Below are 20254 nucleotides of genomic sequence, written 5' to 3'. Positions count from 1 at the left end.
GCTCGTTCGGCCTGTCGGTGTACGGCCAGGGCGGCATGAACACCGACTATCCAGCGCCGACCTTCGGCGTTTCGCCGACCGGCGTCAACCTGTCGCAGCTGTTCATCGTCCCGACCTATGCCACCAAGTTCGGCAGTGAAGACCACTCGATCGGCATCTCGCCGATCATCGCTTACCAGACCTTCGAGGCGGAAGGCCTCCAGGCTTTCGGTATGTTCTCTTCCGATCCGGCCAAGCTCACCAACAACGGCGCCGACACCTCGACCGGATTCGGCGCGAAAGTCGGCTACCTGGGCAAGCTCAGTCCTCAGTTGTCTCTTGGCATCGCCTACCAGACCAAGATCTCGATGGACGAGTTCAGCGACTACGCCGGTCTCTTCGCCGGTGACGGTAATTTCGACATCCCGTCGAACTACGTCGTCGGCATCGCCTACAAGTTCGGCGACAACGCGGTGTTCGTGCTCGACATGCAGGAGATCATGTACACCGACGTGAAAGGTGTCAGCAACCCGATTTTTCCGGCTCTGGGCCGCGCCTTCATGGGCGACCCGAGCGGTCTGCTCGGCAGCCCGACCGGTCCCGGCTTCGGCTGGGAAGACATGACCGTCATCAAGGCGGGCCTCCAGTGGGGCTCAGAAGACTGGACTTGGCGGCTTGGCTACTCGACGACCGACCAGCCGATTCCCGGAACCGAGGTTTTGTTCAACATCCTGGCGCCAGGTGTGGTCGAAGACCACATCACCGTCGGTTTCACACGGGATCTCGCCTCCAACCGGGCCTTCAGCGTCTCTCTGATGCACGCGCCGTCGGTCAGCGTCAGCGGGCCGAACCCGCTCGAGGCGCCCGGCCAGCAGACGATCGAGATCGCGATGGATCAGTGGGATCTGGAGATCGGATACTCCTGGGGCATCTGAGGACCGAATAGAGGTTGGTAGAAGGCTCGCTTCTGAGCACGAGTTGCTTGCTTCGGTTTGGCTGCTTCGAGGCGGTACGCCGCCGCGAAGCAGCTGCTTCTTTTCTTCGGGTCGGGCGGCGGATACTCCATAATTGGTGGACGGGAAGAGGAGTGACGGTGATCGCCGGCCGCGAAAAGAAACTGCCGAGAGGGAACCTGGTATGTCGCTAGCGGTGGCCGACCGCACCGAGACGGCCCGCTGGGCCAAGGTCATCGACCACGAAAGCTGTATCGGATGTCACGCTTGTTCAACCGCGTGCAAGTCGGAAAACGAGGTGCCGCTTTCGGTCAATCGAACTTATGTCAAGTACGTCGATGTCGGTGTCTTCCCGCAGGCGAGACGCGCGTTTCAGGTAACCCGGTGCAACCAATGCGCCGACGCCCCGTGCACGCAGGCCTGTCCGACTCGGGCCATGCATGCCCGTCCCGACGGCATCGTCGATTTCGATAAAGACATCTGCATCGGCTGCAAGGCCTGCATCGCCGCCTGCCCCTACGACGCGATCTTCATCAACCCGGAGGATCATTCGGCCGAGAAGTGCAACTCCTGCGCGCACCGGATCGACATGAACTTGGAGCCCGCCTGCGTCGTGGTCTGTCCGACCGAGGCGATCATGGTCGGCGATCTCAACGATCAGCGGTCACGCGTCGCGCAGATGGTCAATCGTGAGCCGGTGGCTGTCCGACGGCCCGAGAAGGAGACCCATCCCGAGCTTTTCTACCGCGGCGCTCATCAAGCGACGCTCGACTCTCTGGCCGCGCGCCGGCCGGAGGGCGCTCTTTTCATGTGGAGTGAGCAGACCGAGGGCGCGCACAATGTGGTCTCGGGCTATCCGATGGAGGCCATCGAGGATGGCCACGTGGCCAATTCCTCCGCCAAGGCGCTCCTGTCCTACGACGTGCCCCACAAGACGCCGTGGGACTGGCGGGTGAGCCTCTATACCCTCACCAAGGGTGTTGCGGCCGGTGCTTATCTCGTGCCGCTCCTCATGATTCTTTTTGGTTGGCTCGACGCCGAGAGTCCGATGTGGCGATGGGCGGCGCCCATCGTTTCCGGCGCGTTCCTCGGGCTCACCGGCCTGGTCCTGATCGCCGATCTCGAGCACCCGAAACGTTTCTACATGATCTTCACCAAGGCGCATTGGAAGAGCTGGCTGGTCAAGGGCGCGTTTGTCATCGGAGCCTATTCGGCGGTCCTCGCACTCCACTTTCTGGTGACCCTGCTCGACGGGCCCGGCCGAGCCCTCCTGGCCGCTCCCGGTCTGCCGCTCGCGGCCATGACCGCGGTCTACACCGCCTATCTCTTCGCCCAGGCCAAGGCGCGAGATCTTTGGCAGAGCCCGCTTCTGCCACCGCACCTCCTCGTGCAGGCGATTCTCGCGGGGTCGGCGGCGCTCCTGCCGGTTGCGTATTTCGTCGATCCGGACGTGGTGCCGCCTCTCTTGATCGTTCTCGCAGTCTCCGCGCTGATTCATCTCCTCATGGTGCTCGGCGAAGTCACCTTGACCCACACCACTGCTCATGCCCACCTGGCAACGTGGGAGATGGTGAGAGGCCGGTACAGAGCTTTCTTCTGGACAGGAATAGTACTGACGGTTGCGGTCCTGGCGGCCCCGTGGATCGGCGCGGCCGCCGCTCCGGTGGCTGTCGTGGGTTTGCTGGCTTTCGAACACTCGTACGTCCAGGCAGGACAGGCGGTACCCTTGGCATGACGGACATCAAGAAACTCAATGAGCGCGTAAGCGCCGCACGCAGAGATACCGAAGCGCGTGGCGAGACTTTCTACCCGGGCGCCAGCCGGATCCATCTGGCGTCGTTCCCGCCCAGGGAGCGCTGGGACGACTGGGTCGAGTTGGACTCGAAGTCCTGGCCGAAGCGGGTCGAGAAGCGCTACATGCTCGTGCCCACCACCTGCTTCAACTGCGAGTCGGCCTGCGGGCTTCTGGCCTATATCGACAAGGACACGCTTCAGGTGCGCAAGTTCGAGGGCAATCCCGAGCATCCGGGCTCGCGCGGGCGCAACTGCGCCAAGGGGCCGGCGACCTTGAACCAGATCATCGATCCGGACCGCATCCTCTATCCGCTGAAGCGCGCCGGCAAGCGCGGCGAAGGCAAATGGGTCCGAGTCACCTGGGACCAAGCCCTCGAGGACATCTCGAGGCGAGTCGCCAAAGCCATTCGCGAGGGGCGGCAGCGCGAGATCATGTATCACGTCGGCCGGCCCGGGGAGGACGGTTTCACCGAGAGGGTTATGGCGGCCTGGGGAGTCGACGGTCACAACTCCCACACCAATATCTGCTCATCGGGCGCCCGTGCCGGCTACCAGTTCTGGTGCGGCATCGACCGGCCGAGTCCGGACCACGCTCGCGCCGAGGTGATCTTGCTGATCAGCTCCCACCTCGAGACCGGGCACTATTTCAACCCGCACGCGCAGCGGATCATGACCGCCAAGAAGAACGGCGCCAAGCTGATCGTGCTCGACACCCGCCTCTCGAACACGGCAACCCATGCCGATTTCTGGCTCGCCACCCAGCCCGGCTCCGAAGCCGCGGTCATGCTGGCGATTGCCAACTACCTGATCCAGAACGATCTCTACAACAGGGAGTACGTCGAGCGCTGGTGGAACTGGAAGGAGTACCTCGGTTCAGTGCACCCCGGTCTCGAGCCCACGTTCGAGAGCTTCGAGCTCATGTTGAAGGCCGAGTACGAGGGCTACACCTTCGAGTTCGCGGCGCGGGAATCCGGCGTCGACGCCGACACCTTGCGCCGGGTCGCCGAGACGGTGGCGACCGCGGGCACCCGTCTCTCGACCCACAACTGGAGGAGCGCCAGCTCGGCCAATGAGGGCGGCTGGCAAGTCGCGCGCACTCTGTTCTTCTTGAATGCGCTGATGGGAGCGATCGCGGTGCCCGGCGGCACCTACCCCAACGCCTGGAACAAGTTCGTGCCGCGGCCGATTCACCTGCCGCGCCATCCGGAGTACTGGAGCGAGCTCACCTGGCCGATCGAGTTCCCGCTCACGATGTACGAAGCTTCGTTTCTGCTACCGCATCTGGTCAAGGACGGCCGCGGCAAGCTCGACACCTATTTCAGCCGCGTCTACAACCCGGTGTGGACCAACCCGGACGGCTTCTCCTGGATCGAGATGCTGACCGACGAGGAGAAGACCGGCCTTCATGTGGCACTGACGCCGACCTGGAACGAGACCGCTTACTTCGCCGACTACATCCTGCCCATGGGGCATTCGTCGGAGCGCCACGATACCCACTCCTACGAGACCCACGACGCCCAGTGGATCGGTTTCCGGCAGCCGGTGATGCGCGCCGCCCGGGAGCGGCTCGGCGAGACGGTCACCGACACCCGAGAGACCAACCCCGGCGAGGTCTGGGAAGAGAACGAGTTCTGGCTCGAGCTTTCCTGGCGCATCGACCCGGATGGCGAGCTCGGTATTCGTACGTTCGTCGAGTCCAAGGAGCGCCCCGGCGAGCCGCTCAAGGTCGAGGAGTACTATCGTTTCCTGTTCGAGAAATCGGTTCCTGGACTGCCCGAGAAGGCCGCGGCCGAGGGCTTGAAACCGCTCGAGTACATGCGCCGCTACGGCGCCTTCGAGGTGGAACGCGACATCGGGCCGGTCTACGAGCGCGAGGTTCCCGCCGACGAGCTCGAGGACCCGGTCGAAGACCAATACGGACGCGTGTTCACGCGCGCGCCGGCGCCGGCGCCGGTCAACCTTGCTCCCACCGGAGCTCCACCCGGAGACGATGAAGGCCGGCGCTTCGCCGGCGTCAAGATCGACGGCAAGATACTCAGGGGCTTTCCGACTCCGTCGGGCAAGCTCGAGTTCTATTCTCCGACTCTGGCGGCCTGGGGCTGGGACGAATACACGATCCCGACCTATATCAAGAGCCACGTCCACCCCGACAACATGGCTCCGGACGAGATGTGCCTTATCTCGACCTTCCGGCTGCCGGTGCAGATCCACACTCGCTCGGCCAACGCCAAGTGGCTGGACGAGATCGCCCACACCAACCCGCTGTGGCTGCACCCGAAGAAAGCCGCCGAGATCGGTGTCCGAACCGGCGATCTGGTGCGAGTCGAGACCCACAACGGCTACTTCGTGGTCAAAGCCTGGGTCACCGAGGGAATCAAGCCCGAGGTCGTCGCTTGCAGTCATCACATGGGTCGCTGGAAGCTCCAAGAACCGGACGGTGACCTCGCGCGCGGCCAGCGCCAGTTGATGGCCACCGTGTCGCTCGACAATCAGGGCAGCGACTGGAAGATCCAGCGCAAGAAGGGCGCGGGGCCGTACGAGTCGAGCGACCCCGACACCTCGCGCATCTGGTGGACCGACGTCGGCGTGCACCAGAATCTGACCTTCCCGGTCCACCCTGATCCGATCTCGGGCATGCACTGCTGGCACCAAGCGGTGCGAGTGAAGAAGGCCGAGCCGCAAGACGGCTATGGCGACATCTCGGTAGATATCGAGAGGTCCCATCAAGTGTTCAAGGATTGGTTGGCCAAGACCCGGTCGGCGATGGACCACTCCCCGGACGGCACCCGCCGCCCGGCTTGGCTGGTGCGCCCGGTCAAGCCGGTTAAGAACGCCTACAAGCTGCCCGAGCCGGTCAATAGCTAGATCGGCAAGGACCCGTTCTCCTGAGTTGAGCCGAGCGGGTCGTTTCAGTCTTCGCTCTGCACCTTCGAGAAAAGTGGAGATCTTCAGGTTACTCGCCCTGATCGCCGAGACGCCCGGTGCGGCTCTGGAGAAAGCCGCGACGGTCCTGGAACTGGGAGCGCCACCCTCCGAAGTTGAACACACGGATCTGTTCGACTTCCAGCTCTATCCGTACGCGTCGGTCTACCTGGGCGGTGAGGGCATGATGGGGGGCGAGGCACGGGACCGGATCGCGGGCTTCTGGCGCGCGCTCGGGGAAACGCCGCCGTCGGAGCCCGATCATTTGACGGTTCTGCTGGCGGCCTATGCCGAGCTCGCCGAGCGGCAGGCCGATGCCGAGGACGACGAGGCGCGATCCCGATGGCGACACGCGCGCTCGGCGTTTCTCTGGGAACATCTGCTGAGCTGGCTTCCGGTCTATCTGGAGAAAGTCGGAGAGAGCGGCTCGGACTTCTATCGCAAATGGAGTGAGCTGCTATCCGCCGCCCTGGTCGAAGAGGCAGCTCTTCCATCTCCGCAATTGCCTGGCGGCCTGCCGCTTCACCTGCGCGAGGCACCGCCATTCGGTGAGCTTGACGATGCCGGTGGCGACGAGTTCCTGCAGGCGATTACGACCCCGGTTCGCACGGGAATGATCCTGGTGCGTTCGGACCTCGAGCGCTGTGGTCGAGACCTGGGGCTGGGCCTGCGCAAGGGGGAGCGACGCTATGCCTTGAAGAGCCTCCTCGGCCAGGCGCCGCGGGAGACGCTCGAGTGGCTCGCCGCGGAGGCGGATCGGTGGGCGGATCGGCATCGAGCTCGAAACGAGGCGCTCGCGCCGATCTCGAGCTTCTGGCGGCGGCGGGCCGAGGGCACCGCGACCCTCTTGCGCGCTGCTGCGGCTTCGCTCGAGCCGCCCGCGTAGAATCGGCTTCCATGGATACTCCGTTTCTCGCCGCCGCGGTCCAGCTGACCTCGACTTCCGACGAGGAGCGCAACTGGGAGGAGGCCAAGACCTTCGTTCGAGAGGCTGCCGGGCGGGGAGCCCGCTTCATCGCGACTCCCGAGAACACCAATTTCCTCGGCCCTCATGAGGAAAAGGTGCGGCGGGCGGAGTCGCTCGACGGTAAGACCTGCACGCGGTTCGCCAAGCTCGCCGCCGAGTGTGAAGCGTTCTTGTTGCTGGGCTCCTTCAACGAGCGCTCGGACGAGCCCGAGCGCTGCTACAACACCTCGGTTCTTTTCAACCCCGAAGGCAAACGGATCGCGATCTATCGAAAGATCCATCTGTTCGACATCGATCTCTCGGAAGAGGTCAGCATTCGGGAGTCGGCGACCATCAAGCCGGGCGAGGAAGTCGTGGTTGCGAATACCGACCTGGCCGCACTCGGTCTTTCGATCTGCTACGACCTGCGCTTTCCCGAGCTCTACCGGCGGCTCACCGTAGACGGCGCCGAGCTGCTCTGCGTGCCGTCGGCCTTCACCTGGACCACCGGCAAGGCCCATTGGGAGCTCCTGCTCCGCGCGCGAGCGGTCGAGAACCAGTGCTACGTCCTGGCCGCGGCCCAGTGCGGCAAGCATGACGACGAAGGCCTGCGCGAGACTTGGGGCCACTCGGCGATCATCGACCCCTGGGGCGAGGTGCTCGCGATGGCCGGGGAGGAGCCCGGTGTCATTGTGGCCGAGTTGGATCCGGAGAGACTGGCCGAAGTCCGGCGGGCCATGCCGGTGGCCGAGCACCGGCGGCTGTAGGGGCTGCTATAGGCTTCGATCTTCGGCACGGAAGTAGCGGTCGAAAGCCGTCTCGACCGAGGCGATAGCGTCGCGCCGGTGAGGTCTCTCTGGGAGCACAGAGAGGCTCCCTCCGAGACCCACCCTGCGCTTCCTTCAGCCGCGTTTGTAGCGTTCGACCTCGTGTCGTTCGAAGTTCGTGTCCGAGTTCGGCAGTGGCAAGCGACGGACGTCGGAGAAAAGCTCAGGCTGAAACGAGCTAGTCGGCCGGATAGCAGCCCACGAGGTCGCCGCTGGCTGTGTCCCGCAGAGTGATGGCAAGTTGGAGATCAGCGCATTCGGCTTCGCCAAGGACCGCGGCCGCCACCTTGCGTCCGGGCAGTCGAACCAGCGAGAAGTCCTCCGGATGTTGGACGCCCTTGAAGATAACGGACCCGATCTGTTTTCCCGTGAAAGCGTTTCGGGTCGAGAGGCCGGTCTTCGTACCGCTCTTGTCCGTCCACAGGATCGAAACATTTGGGCCGGCCGAGTCTCTGGGGCCGGGCGCGATTTCGAGATCCAGCGGTAGACGTTTCTTGCGGGATCTGATGATTCGCGTCACTGAGCCGTCGAGCAGATTCACTGTGATCATCCGGATAGCGCCGTTCTTTCGTCTGCGGGCCAGAACGCTGGCGTATTCGGGCTTCTTGGGGTCTTCCTGGACGATCTCGAGATCGATGGGGACCAGCTTTCCGTCGATCGTCGCGTCGCCGATCGTCTGCCCGGTCCCGGCGTCGAGAGTCAGAAGGCGCATGGAGCCAGACAGACTCGATCGGCCGAGGACGACGAGGCCCCACTTGTCACGGCCACGTATCGGTTTCGGGATCTCGGTTACTTCGAGGTCGACGGCGTCGAAGGCTTCCGGCAGGGCAAATTCGAGAGGATCCGACGATTGAGCTCCGAAGGGGGTTATAAGGACACTTGCCTGTTTGCCAAGGCCGCGCCGGCTCAGCACGGCGGCTCGAGTCGGTCCGCCGCCATTGGCCGGGACGACTTCCAGGTCAAGCGGATGGTGCTTGCTCGTGAGCTCGATACTCGAGGTCTCCGCACCGTTGAGTGCGTTGCGCACGGAGATCTGGACCTGTTTGCGCAGGCGGGTGAGCACCGCGAGCTCGGTAGGCTCGTCGTCGGCAGAGCTTGTGGCGAGCTCGAAGTCGACGGCCTCCCATCTGTGCGATGGGGCGAAATCCGCAGCAGAAATCGCGACACCCGAGGCCGCATCGCGCACAGCAAGGTTCGAGCCCAGGATCGCCAGCTCGTCGCCGCCCAGGCCGTCGAGATCGGGCAGTGTGAGGAGCTTCGGTAGTCCCGCGGTCGCGGAGCCGGCTCGAAGGACCCAGAGCTCCTGGCCCGACCGCTTGCTCGATGCCGTGAAGAAGAGGTGCCCGTCGACGCTTTCGAACTGCTGCGGCCAGGATTGCGTGTGCCCGGGATCGAGGTCGGCGACCAGAACGGTACCGCTGCGGGTTCCGTCAGTGCTCCACAGCTCGGAGCCGTGGACGCCGTCATTGGCAGCGAAATAGACCCGCCCATCGAATTCATGGAACTCGTTCGGAAACGAGGACTCCGCCCCGGGGTTGATGTCCTTGACCCGATAGGTTCCCTCATCGGTGCCGTCGGTGCTCCAGAGCTCGATGCCGCGACCATCGCCGGCCGCGAAGTAGATCCTGCCGTCGAGGACGGCGCCGGTGCCGTAGCCCATAGAGCTGTCGCTACCGGGCTGGATGTCCTTGACCAGGTAGGTTCCGTCTGCCGTGCCGTCGCTCGCCCAGATCTCGTCGCCGTGAACACCGTCTTCCGCCCAGAAGAACAGTTTGCCGTCGAGCGCGCCCAGCGCGTACTCCGGATAGGAGTCTTCGGGGCCCTCCCAGATGTCCTTGACCAGCCTGGTACCTTCGGGGGTGCCGTCGCTGACCCATAGCTCCCGTCCGTGTACCTCGTCGCGGATGTGCAGCAAGAGGCGGCCGTTCGCTTTTCCGATCGCCGACGGGTACCCCGGCGCTTCGCCGGGCCAGGCATCCTTGAGCAGCCGCGTCCCGGCGTCGCTGCCGTCGCTTACCCACAGCTCTTCTCCATGTACGCTGTCCTCGGCCTGGAAGATAACCAGCTCGCCGAGCGCGTGGAGCCGATCGGGCCAGCGAAACTCCTCGGGGGGAGAAACGAAACGGGTTCCCAACTCGGTTCCATCGCTGACGTAGAGCTGGCGGCCGGATTCAGAAGAGTAGCCGCTGAAGAACACGCGGTCGCCAACCGCCACGAGGTCGTGCGCGTACAGGCTTTCGGGCCCCGGTTCCAGATCGTCAACCAGGCGAGTGCCGCGTCGGGTCCCGTCGCTGGTCCAGAGCTCGCTTCCGTGCGTACCATCAGAAGCGAAGAAAAAGAGACCCGAACCGGCTGCGACCAGGTATGTCGGAAACGACGGCCCCTCGGGGTTGATGTCTCTGACCCTGAAGGTGCCCGCGGCAGTGCCGTCGCTGCGCCAGAGCTCCCGATCACTCAGATCATTCCCAGTGGAATAGTCCCGGTCGGGGCACTCGAACGAGCAGTCATCCGCGGTGAAGTAAAGGACGCCCTCCATGCCGGTGAACTCGGTGGGAGACGAGCTCAGAGTCCCTTTCGAGTCGATGTCTTTGACCAGAACCGTGCCACCTCTGCTGCCGTTCGTGCTCCATAGCTCGTCGCCATGGACTCCATCGTCGGCGTTGAAGTAGAGGCGCCCGTCGAGCTCCAGAAACAGGCCAACCTCGGCGTCGTAGGCCCCCGGCTTGATGTCCTTGAGCACGAAAGTCCCGGACTCGGTGCCGTTGGAAATCCAGAGCTCGTAGCCACGCCTGCCGTCATTGGCGATGAAGACCAGACGATCGTCGAACTCGAAGCTTTGGATGTAGTCGCCGGTGTACTTGAAATAGAAGAACGGCGCTTGTCCCGGCGGCCCGATGTCCTTGGCCATTCGGGTGCCGGATTCCGTGCCATCGGACGACCAAAGCTCGACTCCGTGGATGCCGTCATCGGCGATGAAGAAGACGCGACCACCGGCCTCGGTCAGATCTCTCGGACCCGTGTACCCCTCTCCAACCGATGCAACGAACCGCGTGCCGTCCTGGGTGCCGTCGGACGTCCAGAGCTCGTACTCGTTGCTCGTGAAGAACAGACGGCCGTCGACCAAGGTGGGCCAATACAGATAATCGGCACCCGGGATCTTCACCGCCACCCGAGTGCCGGCTTCTGTTCCATCGGTGATCCAGAGATGAGGCAGCTCTCGCGTCAGGAAATAGAGCTCGCCGTTGAGCGCGGTGAAGGCCCCGGGTTCCGCGGGTGCCGGTCCGGGAGCGAGGTCCTTCACAAGGTATGTCCCGTTCTTGGTGCCGTCGGACGTCCAGAGCTCCATTCCGTGAACGCCGTCGTCGGCACTGAAATACAAGCTGCCTTCGTGGGCGACGGCCCACCGCGGGTATGAGCCTTCTGACCCAGAGCGGATGTCCCGGAGCATGAACGTGCCGTCCCGGCTGCCGTCGGTGGTCCAGAGCTCATTGCCGTGAACCCGGTCGTTCGCCACGAAGACCATGCGGTCTCCAACGGCAAAGAAGGAGTTGAGCCCGTCGAAGCCTTCGGCGATCCGTTCCGTTCCCTCGGCCGTGCCGTCGCTGGTCCAGAGCTGGCCGCCGAGGACGCTGTACTCGATGCCGAAGAAAACCCTACCGCTCGCGGGTAGGAGCCAAGGGGCACGACCTCCGGTAGGAACCTCGATGACTTTCTTCGACCCCCTCGCGGTGCCGTCGCTGGTCCAGAGATCCCAGGAGTCGCGATCGACCTCGTAGAGAAAGAAGAGGAGCCTGTCGCCACCGACGACGACCGGACGGGAAATGCCCCAGTCCGGTCCCGGGACGAGATCCTTGACCAGTTTCGTGCCCGCCGAAGTGCCATCGGACCGCCACAGCTCGCGGCCGTGATCGGGCTCGAACGCGGAGAAATAGAGCATTCCGCCCATCTCCACCTTGTAGGACGGCGTAGACCCCGCGTTGACACCGTTGAGGTCTTTCAAGAGGTTGGGCACCTGAGCGCCGGCCTCGGTTGCAGCGAGTATCAACAGGAGCGCGAAGAGCTGAGCGCAGGCCGCGAGCCGGCAGCACGGCGATACTCGCTTCCGCTTCTCCACCTCTAGCGGGATGCTGGACATGGTTTTCCGGGAAGGCTACCACCGTGCATGCGCCAGCCGCGACACGCATAGCGGCAGGATCGCACCGTCCGTAGGGGTGGGATGACAATACTCGCAGCGCAGCGGCCTGGAGGTTGTATCATCCGGCGTCGCGTGGAGGGGCAGGCCCCTCGTCAGCCGAGGAAGGCGGTTTTCAATCACAGTCACCGATTCATTGAGGAGACCCAGATGCGATCAAGATTCCTTTCGACCCTGGCCCTGGCGGCCGCTCTGGCCACCTTTGCCGTGCCCGCGGTTCAGGCCGCTGAGACCTATGCCATCGACAATAGCCATTCCAACATCGGTTTCTCGGTCAAGCACTTCGGGATCACCAGTGTTCGGGGCGAGTTCAAGGAGTTCTCGGGCGAGCTGATGATCGACGAAGAGGACCTGGTCAACTCCTCGGTGAAGCTCGAAATCGTTGCCGACAGCGTCGACACCAATCACGAGCAGAGGGATGGCCATTTGCGCAGCGCCGACTTCTTCGATGCCGAGAATCACGGCCAGCTGACCTTCGAGAGCACCAAGATCGAGAGTGCCGGTGACGGCGAGTATCTGGTTACCGGGAATCTCACGATCCGCGGAACCACCAACGAGATTCAGATGCCGGTGACCTTCGGCGGACCGATCTCGGCTCGCGGCACGCTACGGATCGGTATCGAGGGGGGACTCACGATCGATCGTCAGGACTACGGCGTCTCGTTCAGCCGCGTGATGGACACCGGTGGTCTGGTCGTCGGCAACGACGTCAAGATCAGCTTCGCGCTCGAGGCCTCCCGGCCGGAAGAGGAAACCGTCGACGAGAGCTAGTTTTCAGTTGCCGCTTACCATGAGATGGTGCGGCTTGCCGAGGACCGGTTTGAGAAGGCCTGCGAGGGTGTTGATGACCTCGCCCAGTAAAGCGTCCTTGGTCACTCCGGCCAGAAACTCGAGCTCGCCGTAGAGCTTCTCGCACTGCTGACTCCGGAAGGTGGTGTCGTCGTAGATGTCGATCATCTGGACGTGGTGGAGCTCGTAGGCCATCCCCAGACTGGTCAGGCGAGCGACGAGCCGTTCGGGCACTCCGACCCAGCTTTCGGGGTCCCTCTGCGATGGGGCGGTTCCGAAATGAACCAGCGTGTCATTCTGGTAGGTGTTTTTCTCGAGTCTATTGGCGAACTTGGAGCCGTCATGGTCACTCATGGCAGCGACAGTACGGAAAAGCTACCGATCGAGCAACCGGGCAAGGCTGTCGATACCACGCTCGGTGACCTCGGGGGACGTCGCCGTGTAGCAGAGTCGCACGTGGGTCGGATAGGGGCCGAAGCTCGGTCCGGGGGCCAGGAGGATGCCCCGATCGACGCACCTGGATAGAAAACCCATGAGGCCCTCGCCGTCGAGAAACTCGGCGACGTCGAGAAACAGGAACGTGCTGCCTTCCGGGGGCTCGACCCCGAGCCTCGCCGCGGCGGCGACGCCGAGCTCAGCGTACTTTGCACAGGCTTCCGCCGCCCAGGTGTCGCCGGGGCCGGCGTAGGCCCGCCGAGCGGCGATCTGGGCGGCGGTGGGTGTCGAGTAGAAAGTGTGGGTCGAGACCTTGCGGACGTGAAACATGGTGTCGCCCGGGCCGATGGCGTAACCACAGCGGTTGCCGGCCATGCCGAACGCCTTGGAGCAGGAGTGAATCGAAAACGTGCGCTCGGGTGCGAGCGGGCGGGCGTAGGTGGGCTCGCCGTCGAACACGTAGTTCTCGTAGACCTCGTCGGCGAGGATCCAAAGGTCTTCGGAGATCGCCCAGGCCACCAACGCCTCGATCCAGGATTTCGGGATGACTCGTCCGGTCGGATTGTTGGGCGAGTTCCAGTAGATGGCGACCGCTCGATCGGTGAGATGCGACTTGACGATCTCGAGCGCGGTTTCCCGAGAATCGGCACTTCCGATCAGGGGCACGTCGACGGCGGTGGCTCGCGCCGAGCGCACGATTCCCGAGATCAGCGGCCAGTAAGGCGCCAGCAACAGGACCTCGTCTCCGGGCTCGGCGATCGCGCCGATGATCGCGCCGAGGGCTCCCGTGGCTCCCGCGGTCACCAGAATGTCCTTCGCCTCTGCGGCGGCGCCCGTGCGTTCGAGCGTTCGCCCTGCAATGACCTCGAGCAGGTCTCTCCGGCCCTGAACTGGTGCGTAGCGATGCATGCCCGGGTAGTCGGCGACCGTCAGGTCTTCCATCCGGGTGCCGACGGCGGGTTCCATCCAAGTGTCGCCGATGTGAAACGGATAGGTCTCGCCTTCGAAGCTGTGCAGCCGGTGCACGAGTGAGGAGTAGATCGAGCCGGTCATGCCGGCGATGGTAGGCGCGATATGCGGATATCGGGGCATGGCTCAGGCCGTCGAAGAGCGGGATGCTTCGGCTGTCGGAGATGCAGGTTAGCGTATCAACCGGAGAGTGCCGGGAGGCTCGGTGTGCTAAAACACCGCGCGTGAGCGAAGTGAGTCTCTACGAGAAGGTGTTGAGCCTGGGGCTCGAAGCGCCCCGGCCCAAGGTGCGTGCTTCGGGGGGAGCGGTGCTGTGGCGTCATGTTCCCGGCTCGGACGGTGACGTCGAGGTCTACTGGGTCGAGCGCTCGAAGAAGTTGGCCTTCATGGGCGGCTTTCACGCCTTTCCGGGTGGAGGCCGGTCACGCTCGGACACCGATCTCCTAGTTCTCGGGGCGCCCGCGGGCATCAAAGGCGCATCGAATGAGGCCGCGATGCCGGCCGACGTCCTTGACGGTATCGAGCTCGAGCCCATCGACGCCCGCGGGATCATGGCGTGCGTTCTTCGAGAGCTCTTCGAAGAGACCGGGATTCTGCTGGCGCGTGGTGCCGATTCGGTCGACTCCAAACTGTTCGAGACCTCGAGGCACGCGAGCCTCGAGCGGGGGGCGAACTTCGAGGCAGTCTGGGCAGAGCTCCGCGATGCCTCGGGGCGCGATCTGCAGCTCGACGCTGGCGAGCTGGTCTATGCCGGCCGCTGGCTGACGCCGCCGCTCGGGCCGGTCCGGTTCGACAATAGGTTCTTCCTGCTGGAATGGCCTACCGACCGGGAGCCGCAGCCGAGCGTGATCGACGGCGAGCTAGTGGCGGGGGAGTGGATACGGCCCGCCGAGGCCATCCGCCGCTGGGAGACAGGCGAGGTGGTGACGGCGCCGCCCATTCTGCACATCCTGAAAGTCATGGCCGAGGACGGTCCGTCCGAGACGGGGCTGGCCAGGCTGCGCGAGCCGTTTGAGGTCAACCTCGGACCGTTCCGCAGAATCGAGTTCCGGCCCGGTGTCCTGATGTTTCCGCTGAGAACCCCGACGCTGCCGCCGGCGGCCTACACCAACGCCTACATTCTTGGCCGGAGCGAAGCTGTACTGATTGATCCGGGCTCGCCGTTCCCGGAGATGATCGATGGAATGATCCAAGCCATTCGCGATCTGGAGAAGACCGACGGCCGCAAGGTCGCCGCGATCTGGTTGACCCACCACCATCCCGACCACGTCGGCGGTGTTCAACGACTCCGCGCGGAACTGGGTGTGCCGGTCGCGGCGCATGCCGAGACGGCAAAGCGACTGTCCTCGGCCGGCATCGGGGTCGATCGCGATCTCAGAGACGGAGAGCGGGTAGTCCTCGAAGGCGAGCCGCCGTTTCCGGTCCTGATCTCGCACACCCCGGGACATGCGCAAGGGCACGTCACGTTCCATGACGAGGGTGGGGGGTCGTTGCTGGGCGGAGATCTGACCGCTGGATTCGGCACGATCGTGATCGATCCACCCGAGGGCGATATGGACGACTATCTGGCCTCGCTCGAGCGGATGCGCGATCTGGGCGCGAAGACGCTGTTCCCCGCGCACGGGCCGCCAACAATTGCGGTGAAGGAGAAGCTCACCGAATACCTCAGGCACCGCCTCTGGCGAGAGAGCAAGGTCCTCGAGGCCTGGAACGAGGGTCTGAGAGATACCCAGGAGCTGCTGTCGACCGTCTACGACGATGTGCCCGAGCAGGCCCATCCGCTGGCGGCGCGGCAACTCGAGGCGCACTTGATCCGACTGGAACGACTGGGCTCGATCGAGCGCTGGAAAGTCCGAGAATCCTCCGACGCTGGTTGATGGCGCCCCGACGGGCGATTCGCCAGTGGCCGGCTCGAGCTAGAAGGCCTCCAACGGGTCGGGCTCTCGCCTGCGCGCCGCTGCGCGCAAACCGTCAGAGACCTCCGACTCGATCCTAGGAGCGCTTTGCGGCGAGCCCACTGGCGAATCACCCGCCGAGCCGCCTTTTCTGCGTGCTTTGTGTCGGCGAGCCTCCGGCAGCCGACGCCGTCTCGGACCGTTGAATCGAGCCATGTTTCCGGCACAAGAGCCGGTTCCGGCCTTGCCGGCGCGGAGCCGTTTGAGGCGGTGCGAGGCTCCGGCGTGGCGAGTGGAGGGGGAGGTGAGGAGCAGCGATTTGCCCGCACCGCAGCGGGGCGCTCGGCAACACGGCTCCTGTTCGCGGAAGGTAGCGAGGAGACGCGCAAATCGCCCGAGCCGACCTCTCCAAGAGTCCGCCGGATCGCATGAGCCGAAAGGCTCGAGCGCTGGTCGAGGGCGGAACCGGCTGTCCGTCCGGCGCCGTTCCCTGCTATTCAACTGAGACGCCGAGAATCTCCGCCAGAACCTCGGGGTCCACGTTGCCGCCGCTGATCAGAACCCCGGTTCTCTTGCCGGGCTCGACGGCTCCGGAGAGCAGCGCCGCGACGCCGAGGGCACCGGAGGGCTCAACCACGAGCTTGGTGCGTTGGATCAAGAACCGCACGGCTTTCTTGATCGCCTCTTCGGACACCGTGACCATGTCATCGACGCACTCGAGAAACAGCGGAAAATTGTGCTCGCCGAGGGACTGCGTGCGGGTGCCGTCGGCGATGGTCGGTGGGTTCTTGACTGTGTGAAGCCGGCCGGTCTTGAACGAGCGAGTGGCGTCATCGGCGACCTCCGGCTCGATGCCCACCACCCGGCATGATGGCGCGACGGCCTTGGTGGCTACGGCGCATCCGGACATCAGACCGCCGCCGCCGACCGGTGCCAGGAACAGGTCGAGCTCGGGTACCTGGCGATGGAGCTCGAGAGCGGCGGTGCCCTGGCCGGCGAGGATCTGTAGGTGGTCGAAGGGCGGTATGAGCGTGAAGTCCCGTTCGGAAGCCAGCTGCTCGGCGACTTCACGCCGGGTGGTCTTTGCCGGGTCGTACTCGATCACGCGGGCGCCGTAGCTCTCGGTGGCGGCGCGCTTCACCTTCGGCGCGTTGGTCGGCATCACGATGGTCGTCGGGATGTCGAGCAGCTTGCCGGCGAGGGCCACGCCTTGGGCATGGTTACCCGAGGAGTAGGTCAGAACGCCGGCGGCGCGCTCGGCCCTCGAAAGCTGCGACATCGTGTTGAAGGCGCCGCGAAACTTGAAAGCACCGACCCGTTGGAAGTTCTCGCACTTGAGAAAAACGCTGCCTCGGACAAGCTCGTCGAGGGTGCGAGAGGAATGGATCGGAGTGACGTTCGCATATCCCGCGAGTCGCTGGGCGGCGAGCTCGATCTGCGGAAAGACCTCGGCGGCGGTGATGGAGACGGCCATTGTCTGCGGACGGAGGGGTCAGGTCAGGCTCTCACTTGCTCAGACGGTCGAGAAGAACGCGAGCGTCCGACACCGCTCGCATGTGCTCGACGACGGCACCGGGCTCGGGCTCCCTCGTCACCAGCGAGCGCAGGAGATCAATGGCCTCGTCGTGCCTGGAGGTGTCGTATTCGAACAACGCTTCGATGTAGTAGAGGAGCGTCAGTGGATCATCGGAGAACGACCGTGCGGCCTCCAGCTCCGAGATGGCCAGGGCGCGACTCACCCAGCCGGTGACAAAGGGGATCTTGGGTGCTTCGGCGTGCAGGCGACCCAGCATGCGGTGACCGCCACCGCTCTCGTAGGTACTATCGACCGAGTTGACGATCCTGGCGTAGTTGCGCACTTTGGAAGCAACTCCCTGGCGTGCGGCGGCGATCTTTCCTCGATGCCTTCCCCAGAGCCCCCAGTGAATCGCGGACCAATAGTAGACTCCGGCCGCATGGGGCTCGTTTCGCAGGTGTTCGATGAGCTCGTCGTGGTGCTTGCCACCCGCGCGGTCGAGTTTCGTGCCGGCGATCAAGCGAGTAATGCCATCCTCCCCGACTGCCTGCCCGCGCTCGAAGATGCGCAGCTTGGTGTCGCGATCCCTGACGACATAGTCACCTTTGAAGAACAGGGCCCGGAGCAGCTTCGTGCGCGCGAGCTGGTTGTCGGGATCGGCCAGCAGGGCCTTTTCGTAGGCCTCGATGGCCTCGGAAATCGGTCCCGGGGCCGCCCAGAGTCCCGTGTGTCCCTCGGCTCGGCGGGCGTAGGCCTCATCGCCTCTGGCCAGGTCTTGAAGCACCGTTGCGCCGGCCGCTGCTTGGACACAGAGCAGCAGCGACAAAAGGAGGACTCCAAGACGCGCGCTCATCCCGAGTCATTGTATGGTCCTTGCAGGGAATTGGGGTCGAGAACGGCGAATCTGTTTCCTACCTATGCTCGTACTTGGAGCAAGATGGGGTCGAAAAACCGGAGAATCACCACAAAGGCGCGAAAGGTCGACAATCGGGGACAGCCGGGGGAAAGTTGTCGAGACATCGAGAGATGAAGCCACGAGAGCCCGAGGGGGAAAGATTTTCATCCTTGGCTGGAGCCGAAGAACCGAGAGACCTGGACTTCGCGCAGGGCCTGGAAGAGGCGGTCACGAGGGCGCAAGGGTGCCTGCTGGAACGCCAAGCGGCGGACGGCCACTGGTGTGCCGAGCTCGAGGGCGACCTGATTCTGGAGTCGGAGTACATCCTCACGATGCAGTATCTGGGCCGCGCCGACGAGGCCCGCGTGCACAAGGCGGCAGAGCATCTTCGCCGGTCGCAAAGGTCGGAGGGGGGCTGGAGCCTGTATCCGGGCGGGCCGGCCGACGTCAGCGCTTCCGTCAAGGCCTACTTCGTTCTCAAGATCCTGGGCGACGACCCGAGCTCGGAGCCGATGAGCCGCGCCCGCCGAGCGATACTCGAGGCGGGAGGCCTCGAGGCCTGTAACTCGTTCACCAAGCTCTATCTGTCGGTGTTCGGGCAGTACGACTGGAATCGCGCTCCGGCCGTTCCCCCGGAGCTCGTGCTGCTACCGAAGTGGTTCCCATTCAACCTCTACGAGATGTCCGCCTGGTCTCGCGCGATCGTCGTGCCGCTCGCGATTATCTGGGCGCTCAAGCCGGCAGGAGAGGTGCCCGAGGGCGCCGGCATAGGCGAGCTCAGAGTCGATGACACGCGTCATGAGCACCCGGCGGTTAGCGGTCTGCGGGGCAGGCTCTGGGGTCTCGTTTTCGTTCTGATCGATCGCTTCATCAAGTTCTGCCAGCTCATACCCTTCCATCCTTTTCGCCAGCTGGCGATCAACCGTGCCGAGGCCTGGATTCTCGAGCGCTTGCCCGAGAGTGACGGCCTGGCGGCGATCTTTCCGCCGATCGTCAACACCATCATCGCTCTGGAGAGCTTGGGCTATTCGCAAGACGATCCGGTGCTGGCAAGTCAGATTCGAGAGCTCGAGAAGCTCGAGATCGAGGACGGCGAGACACTGCGTGTCCAGCCCTGCAAGTCTCCGGTCTGGGACACGGCGCTTGCGGTCTCTTCTCTGGTCGGCTCCGGGTTGGCGCCCGACCATCCGGCCTTCACGAGGGCCGGCTCGTGGCTGGCCGACAAGGAGGTCAGGCGCCCGGGCGACTGGCGCCAGAAGAACCCGGCGGGACCGGTCGGCGGTTGGTTTTTCGAGTATTCGAACGAGAACTACCCCGATTGCGACGATACCGCCGAGGTCTTGAAGGGGCTGAACGGACTGAGGGCGTCCGGAGAGGTGTCTTTGGCCGTCGAGGGAGCGATGGACCGGGCTCGGGACTGGCTCCTCTCGATGCAGAATCGCGACGGTGGGTGGGCCTCGTTCGACAAGGGCTGCGATCGGGAGTTTCTGACCTTCATACCCTTTGCCGATCACAATGCGATGATCGATCCGTCGACGACCGACATCACGTCGCGAGTGATCGAAGCCCTGATCGGTCTCGGAATCGATCGCGGCGATCCGGCGATCCGGCGCGGTGTCCGCTTCATCAGGGCGGAGCAGGAGGCCGACGGTTCGTGGTACGGCCGTTGGGGCTGCAACTACCTCTACGGAACGTGGCTGGCGCTCGTGGGGCTGGCCGCGGCGGGAGAGGACATGAGTAGGCCTTGGGCGCGGCGTGCGGCCGACTGGCTGCGCAGCAAGCAGAATCCGGACGGCGGCTGGGGTGAGCTGCCCGAGTCCTACAGCAACCCGGCTCTGAAGGGCGTCGGGCCGAGCACGGCCAGCCAGACCGCCTGGGCACTCATGGGCCTCATGGCGGCCGGTGGCGCGAACTGCGCTGAGGCGCGTCGGGGTGTCGACTTTCTGGTCTCTTGCCAACTGGAGGACGGCGGCTGGCGAGACGGAGCCTGGACCGGTACCGGTTTTCCAAAGGTGTTCTACCTTAACTACCACGGCTACGCGCTCTATTTCCCCCTTCTGGCCTTGGGAGAATGGCGCAACCGCTCACGCCTTGTTCGTGAGCTTGCCGAGGGTCGAACCAGAGAAAGGGTCGCCTAACAGT

The 20254-nt window shown here is 64.2% G+C and carries 13 protein-coding genes; 8 read left to right on the top strand and 5 right to left on the bottom strand.

Annotation, left to right across the window (positions count from 1 at the left end; translation table 11 throughout):
* The 5 genes from GY769_10835 to GY769_10815 form a co-directional block, all read left to right on the top strand.
* Positions 1-914: hypothetical protein (locus GY769_10835; GenBank protein MCP4202413.1), on the top strand; the 914-nt coding region annotated here is incomplete at its 5' end.
* Between the two features lie 202 nt (positions 915-1116).
* On the top strand, positions 1117-2667 hold the full coding sequence (nrfD, locus tag GY769_10830) for a polysulfide reductase NrfD (protein ID MCP4202412.1): 1551 nt from the start codon (positions 1117-1119) through the stop codon (positions 2665-2667).
* The gene (locus GY769_10825) at positions 2664-5591 is read left to right on the top strand and encodes a molybdopterin-dependent oxidoreductase (protein ID MCP4202411.1); all 2928 of its coding nucleotides are present in this window, start codon (positions 2664-2666) and stop codon (positions 5589-5591) included. The genes nrfD and GY769_10825 overlap by 4 nt, the downstream gene beginning before the upstream one ends.
* 73 nt (positions 5592-5664) lie before the next feature.
* On the top strand, positions 5665-6534 hold the full coding sequence (locus tag GY769_10820) for a hypothetical protein (protein ID MCP4202410.1): 870 nt from the start codon (positions 5665-5667) through the stop codon (positions 6532-6534).
* 11 nt (positions 6535-6545) lie between these two features.
* Positions 6546-7361 (top strand): carbon-nitrogen hydrolase family protein, encoded by an 816-nt coding sequence (locus GY769_10815; GenBank protein MCP4202409.1) that lies wholly within the window; start codon positions 6546-6548, stop codon positions 7359-7361.
* A gap of 238 nt (positions 7362-7599) precedes the next feature.
* On the opposite strand, the gene GY769_10810 is transcribed toward GY769_10815, so the two are convergent.
* Positions 7600-11556 carry a hypothetical protein gene (locus GY769_10810; GenBank protein MCP4202408.1) on the bottom strand — a complete coding sequence of 1319 codons (3957 nt, stop codon included), beginning with the start codon at positions 11554-11556 and terminating at the stop codon, positions 7600-7602.
* A gap of 207 nt (positions 11557-11763) precedes the next feature.
* On the opposite strand from GY769_10810, the gene GY769_10805 reads away from it, so the two are divergent.
* Complete coding sequence (locus tag GY769_10805) at positions 11764-12384, top strand: YceI family protein (protein MCP4202407.1); 621 nt, start codon at positions 11764-11766, stop codon at positions 12382-12384.
* Positions 12385-12387: 3 nt separating this feature from the next.
* Here the strand turns inward: GY769_10805 and GY769_10800 are convergent, their stop codons facing one another.
* Both GY769_10800 and GY769_10795 read right to left on the bottom strand, forming a co-directional pair.
* Positions 12388-12756 (bottom strand): hypothetical protein, encoded by a 369-nt coding sequence (locus GY769_10800; protein MCP4202406.1) that lies wholly within the window; start codon positions 12754-12756, stop codon positions 12388-12390.
* 21 nt (positions 12757-12777) lie between these two features.
* On the bottom strand, positions 12778-13929 hold the full coding sequence (locus tag GY769_10795) for a pyridoxal phosphate-dependent aminotransferase (protein ID MCP4202405.1): 1152 nt from the start codon (positions 13927-13929) through the stop codon (positions 12778-12780).
* Between the two features lie 101 nt (positions 13930-14030).
* Here GY769_10795 and GY769_10790 point away from each other — a divergent pair, with 101 nt between their 5' ends.
* Positions 14031-15683 (top strand): MBL fold metallo-hydrolase, encoded by a 1653-nt coding sequence (locus tag GY769_10790; GenBank protein MCP4202404.1) that lies wholly within the window; start codon positions 14031-14033, stop codon positions 15681-15683.
* Between the two features lie 511 nt (positions 15684-16194).
* Here GY769_10790 and GY769_10785 read toward each other — a convergent pair.
* Positions 16195-17175 carry a pyridoxal-phosphate dependent enzyme gene (locus GY769_10785; protein ID MCP4202403.1) on the bottom strand — a complete coding sequence of 327 codons (981 nt, stop codon included), beginning with the start codon at positions 17173-17175 and terminating at the stop codon, positions 16195-16197.
* A 31-nt stretch (positions 17176-17206) separates the two neighbouring features.
* Positions 17207-18070, bottom strand: a complete 864-nt coding sequence (locus tag GY769_10780) for a hypothetical protein (protein MCP4202402.1) — start codon at positions 18068-18070, stop codon at positions 17207-17209.
* Between the two features lie 212 nt (positions 18071-18282).
* Between GY769_10780 and shc the strand changes: the two genes are divergently transcribed.
* On the top strand, positions 18283-20250 hold the full coding sequence (gene shc / locus GY769_10775; GenBank protein MCP4202401.1) for a squalene--hopene cyclase: 1968 nt from the start codon (positions 18283-18285) through the stop codon (positions 20248-20250).
* The last annotated feature ends 4 nt before the right edge of the window (positions 20251-20254 follow it).

This window comes from bacterium, assembly GCA_024224155.1.
Taxonomy (GTDB): Bacteria; Acidobacteriota; Thermoanaerobaculia; order Multivoradales; family JAHEKO01; genus CALZIK01.
The sequence above is the reverse complement of the archived record's forward strand: the minus strand, read 5'-3'. Positions and strand labels throughout refer to the sequence as shown.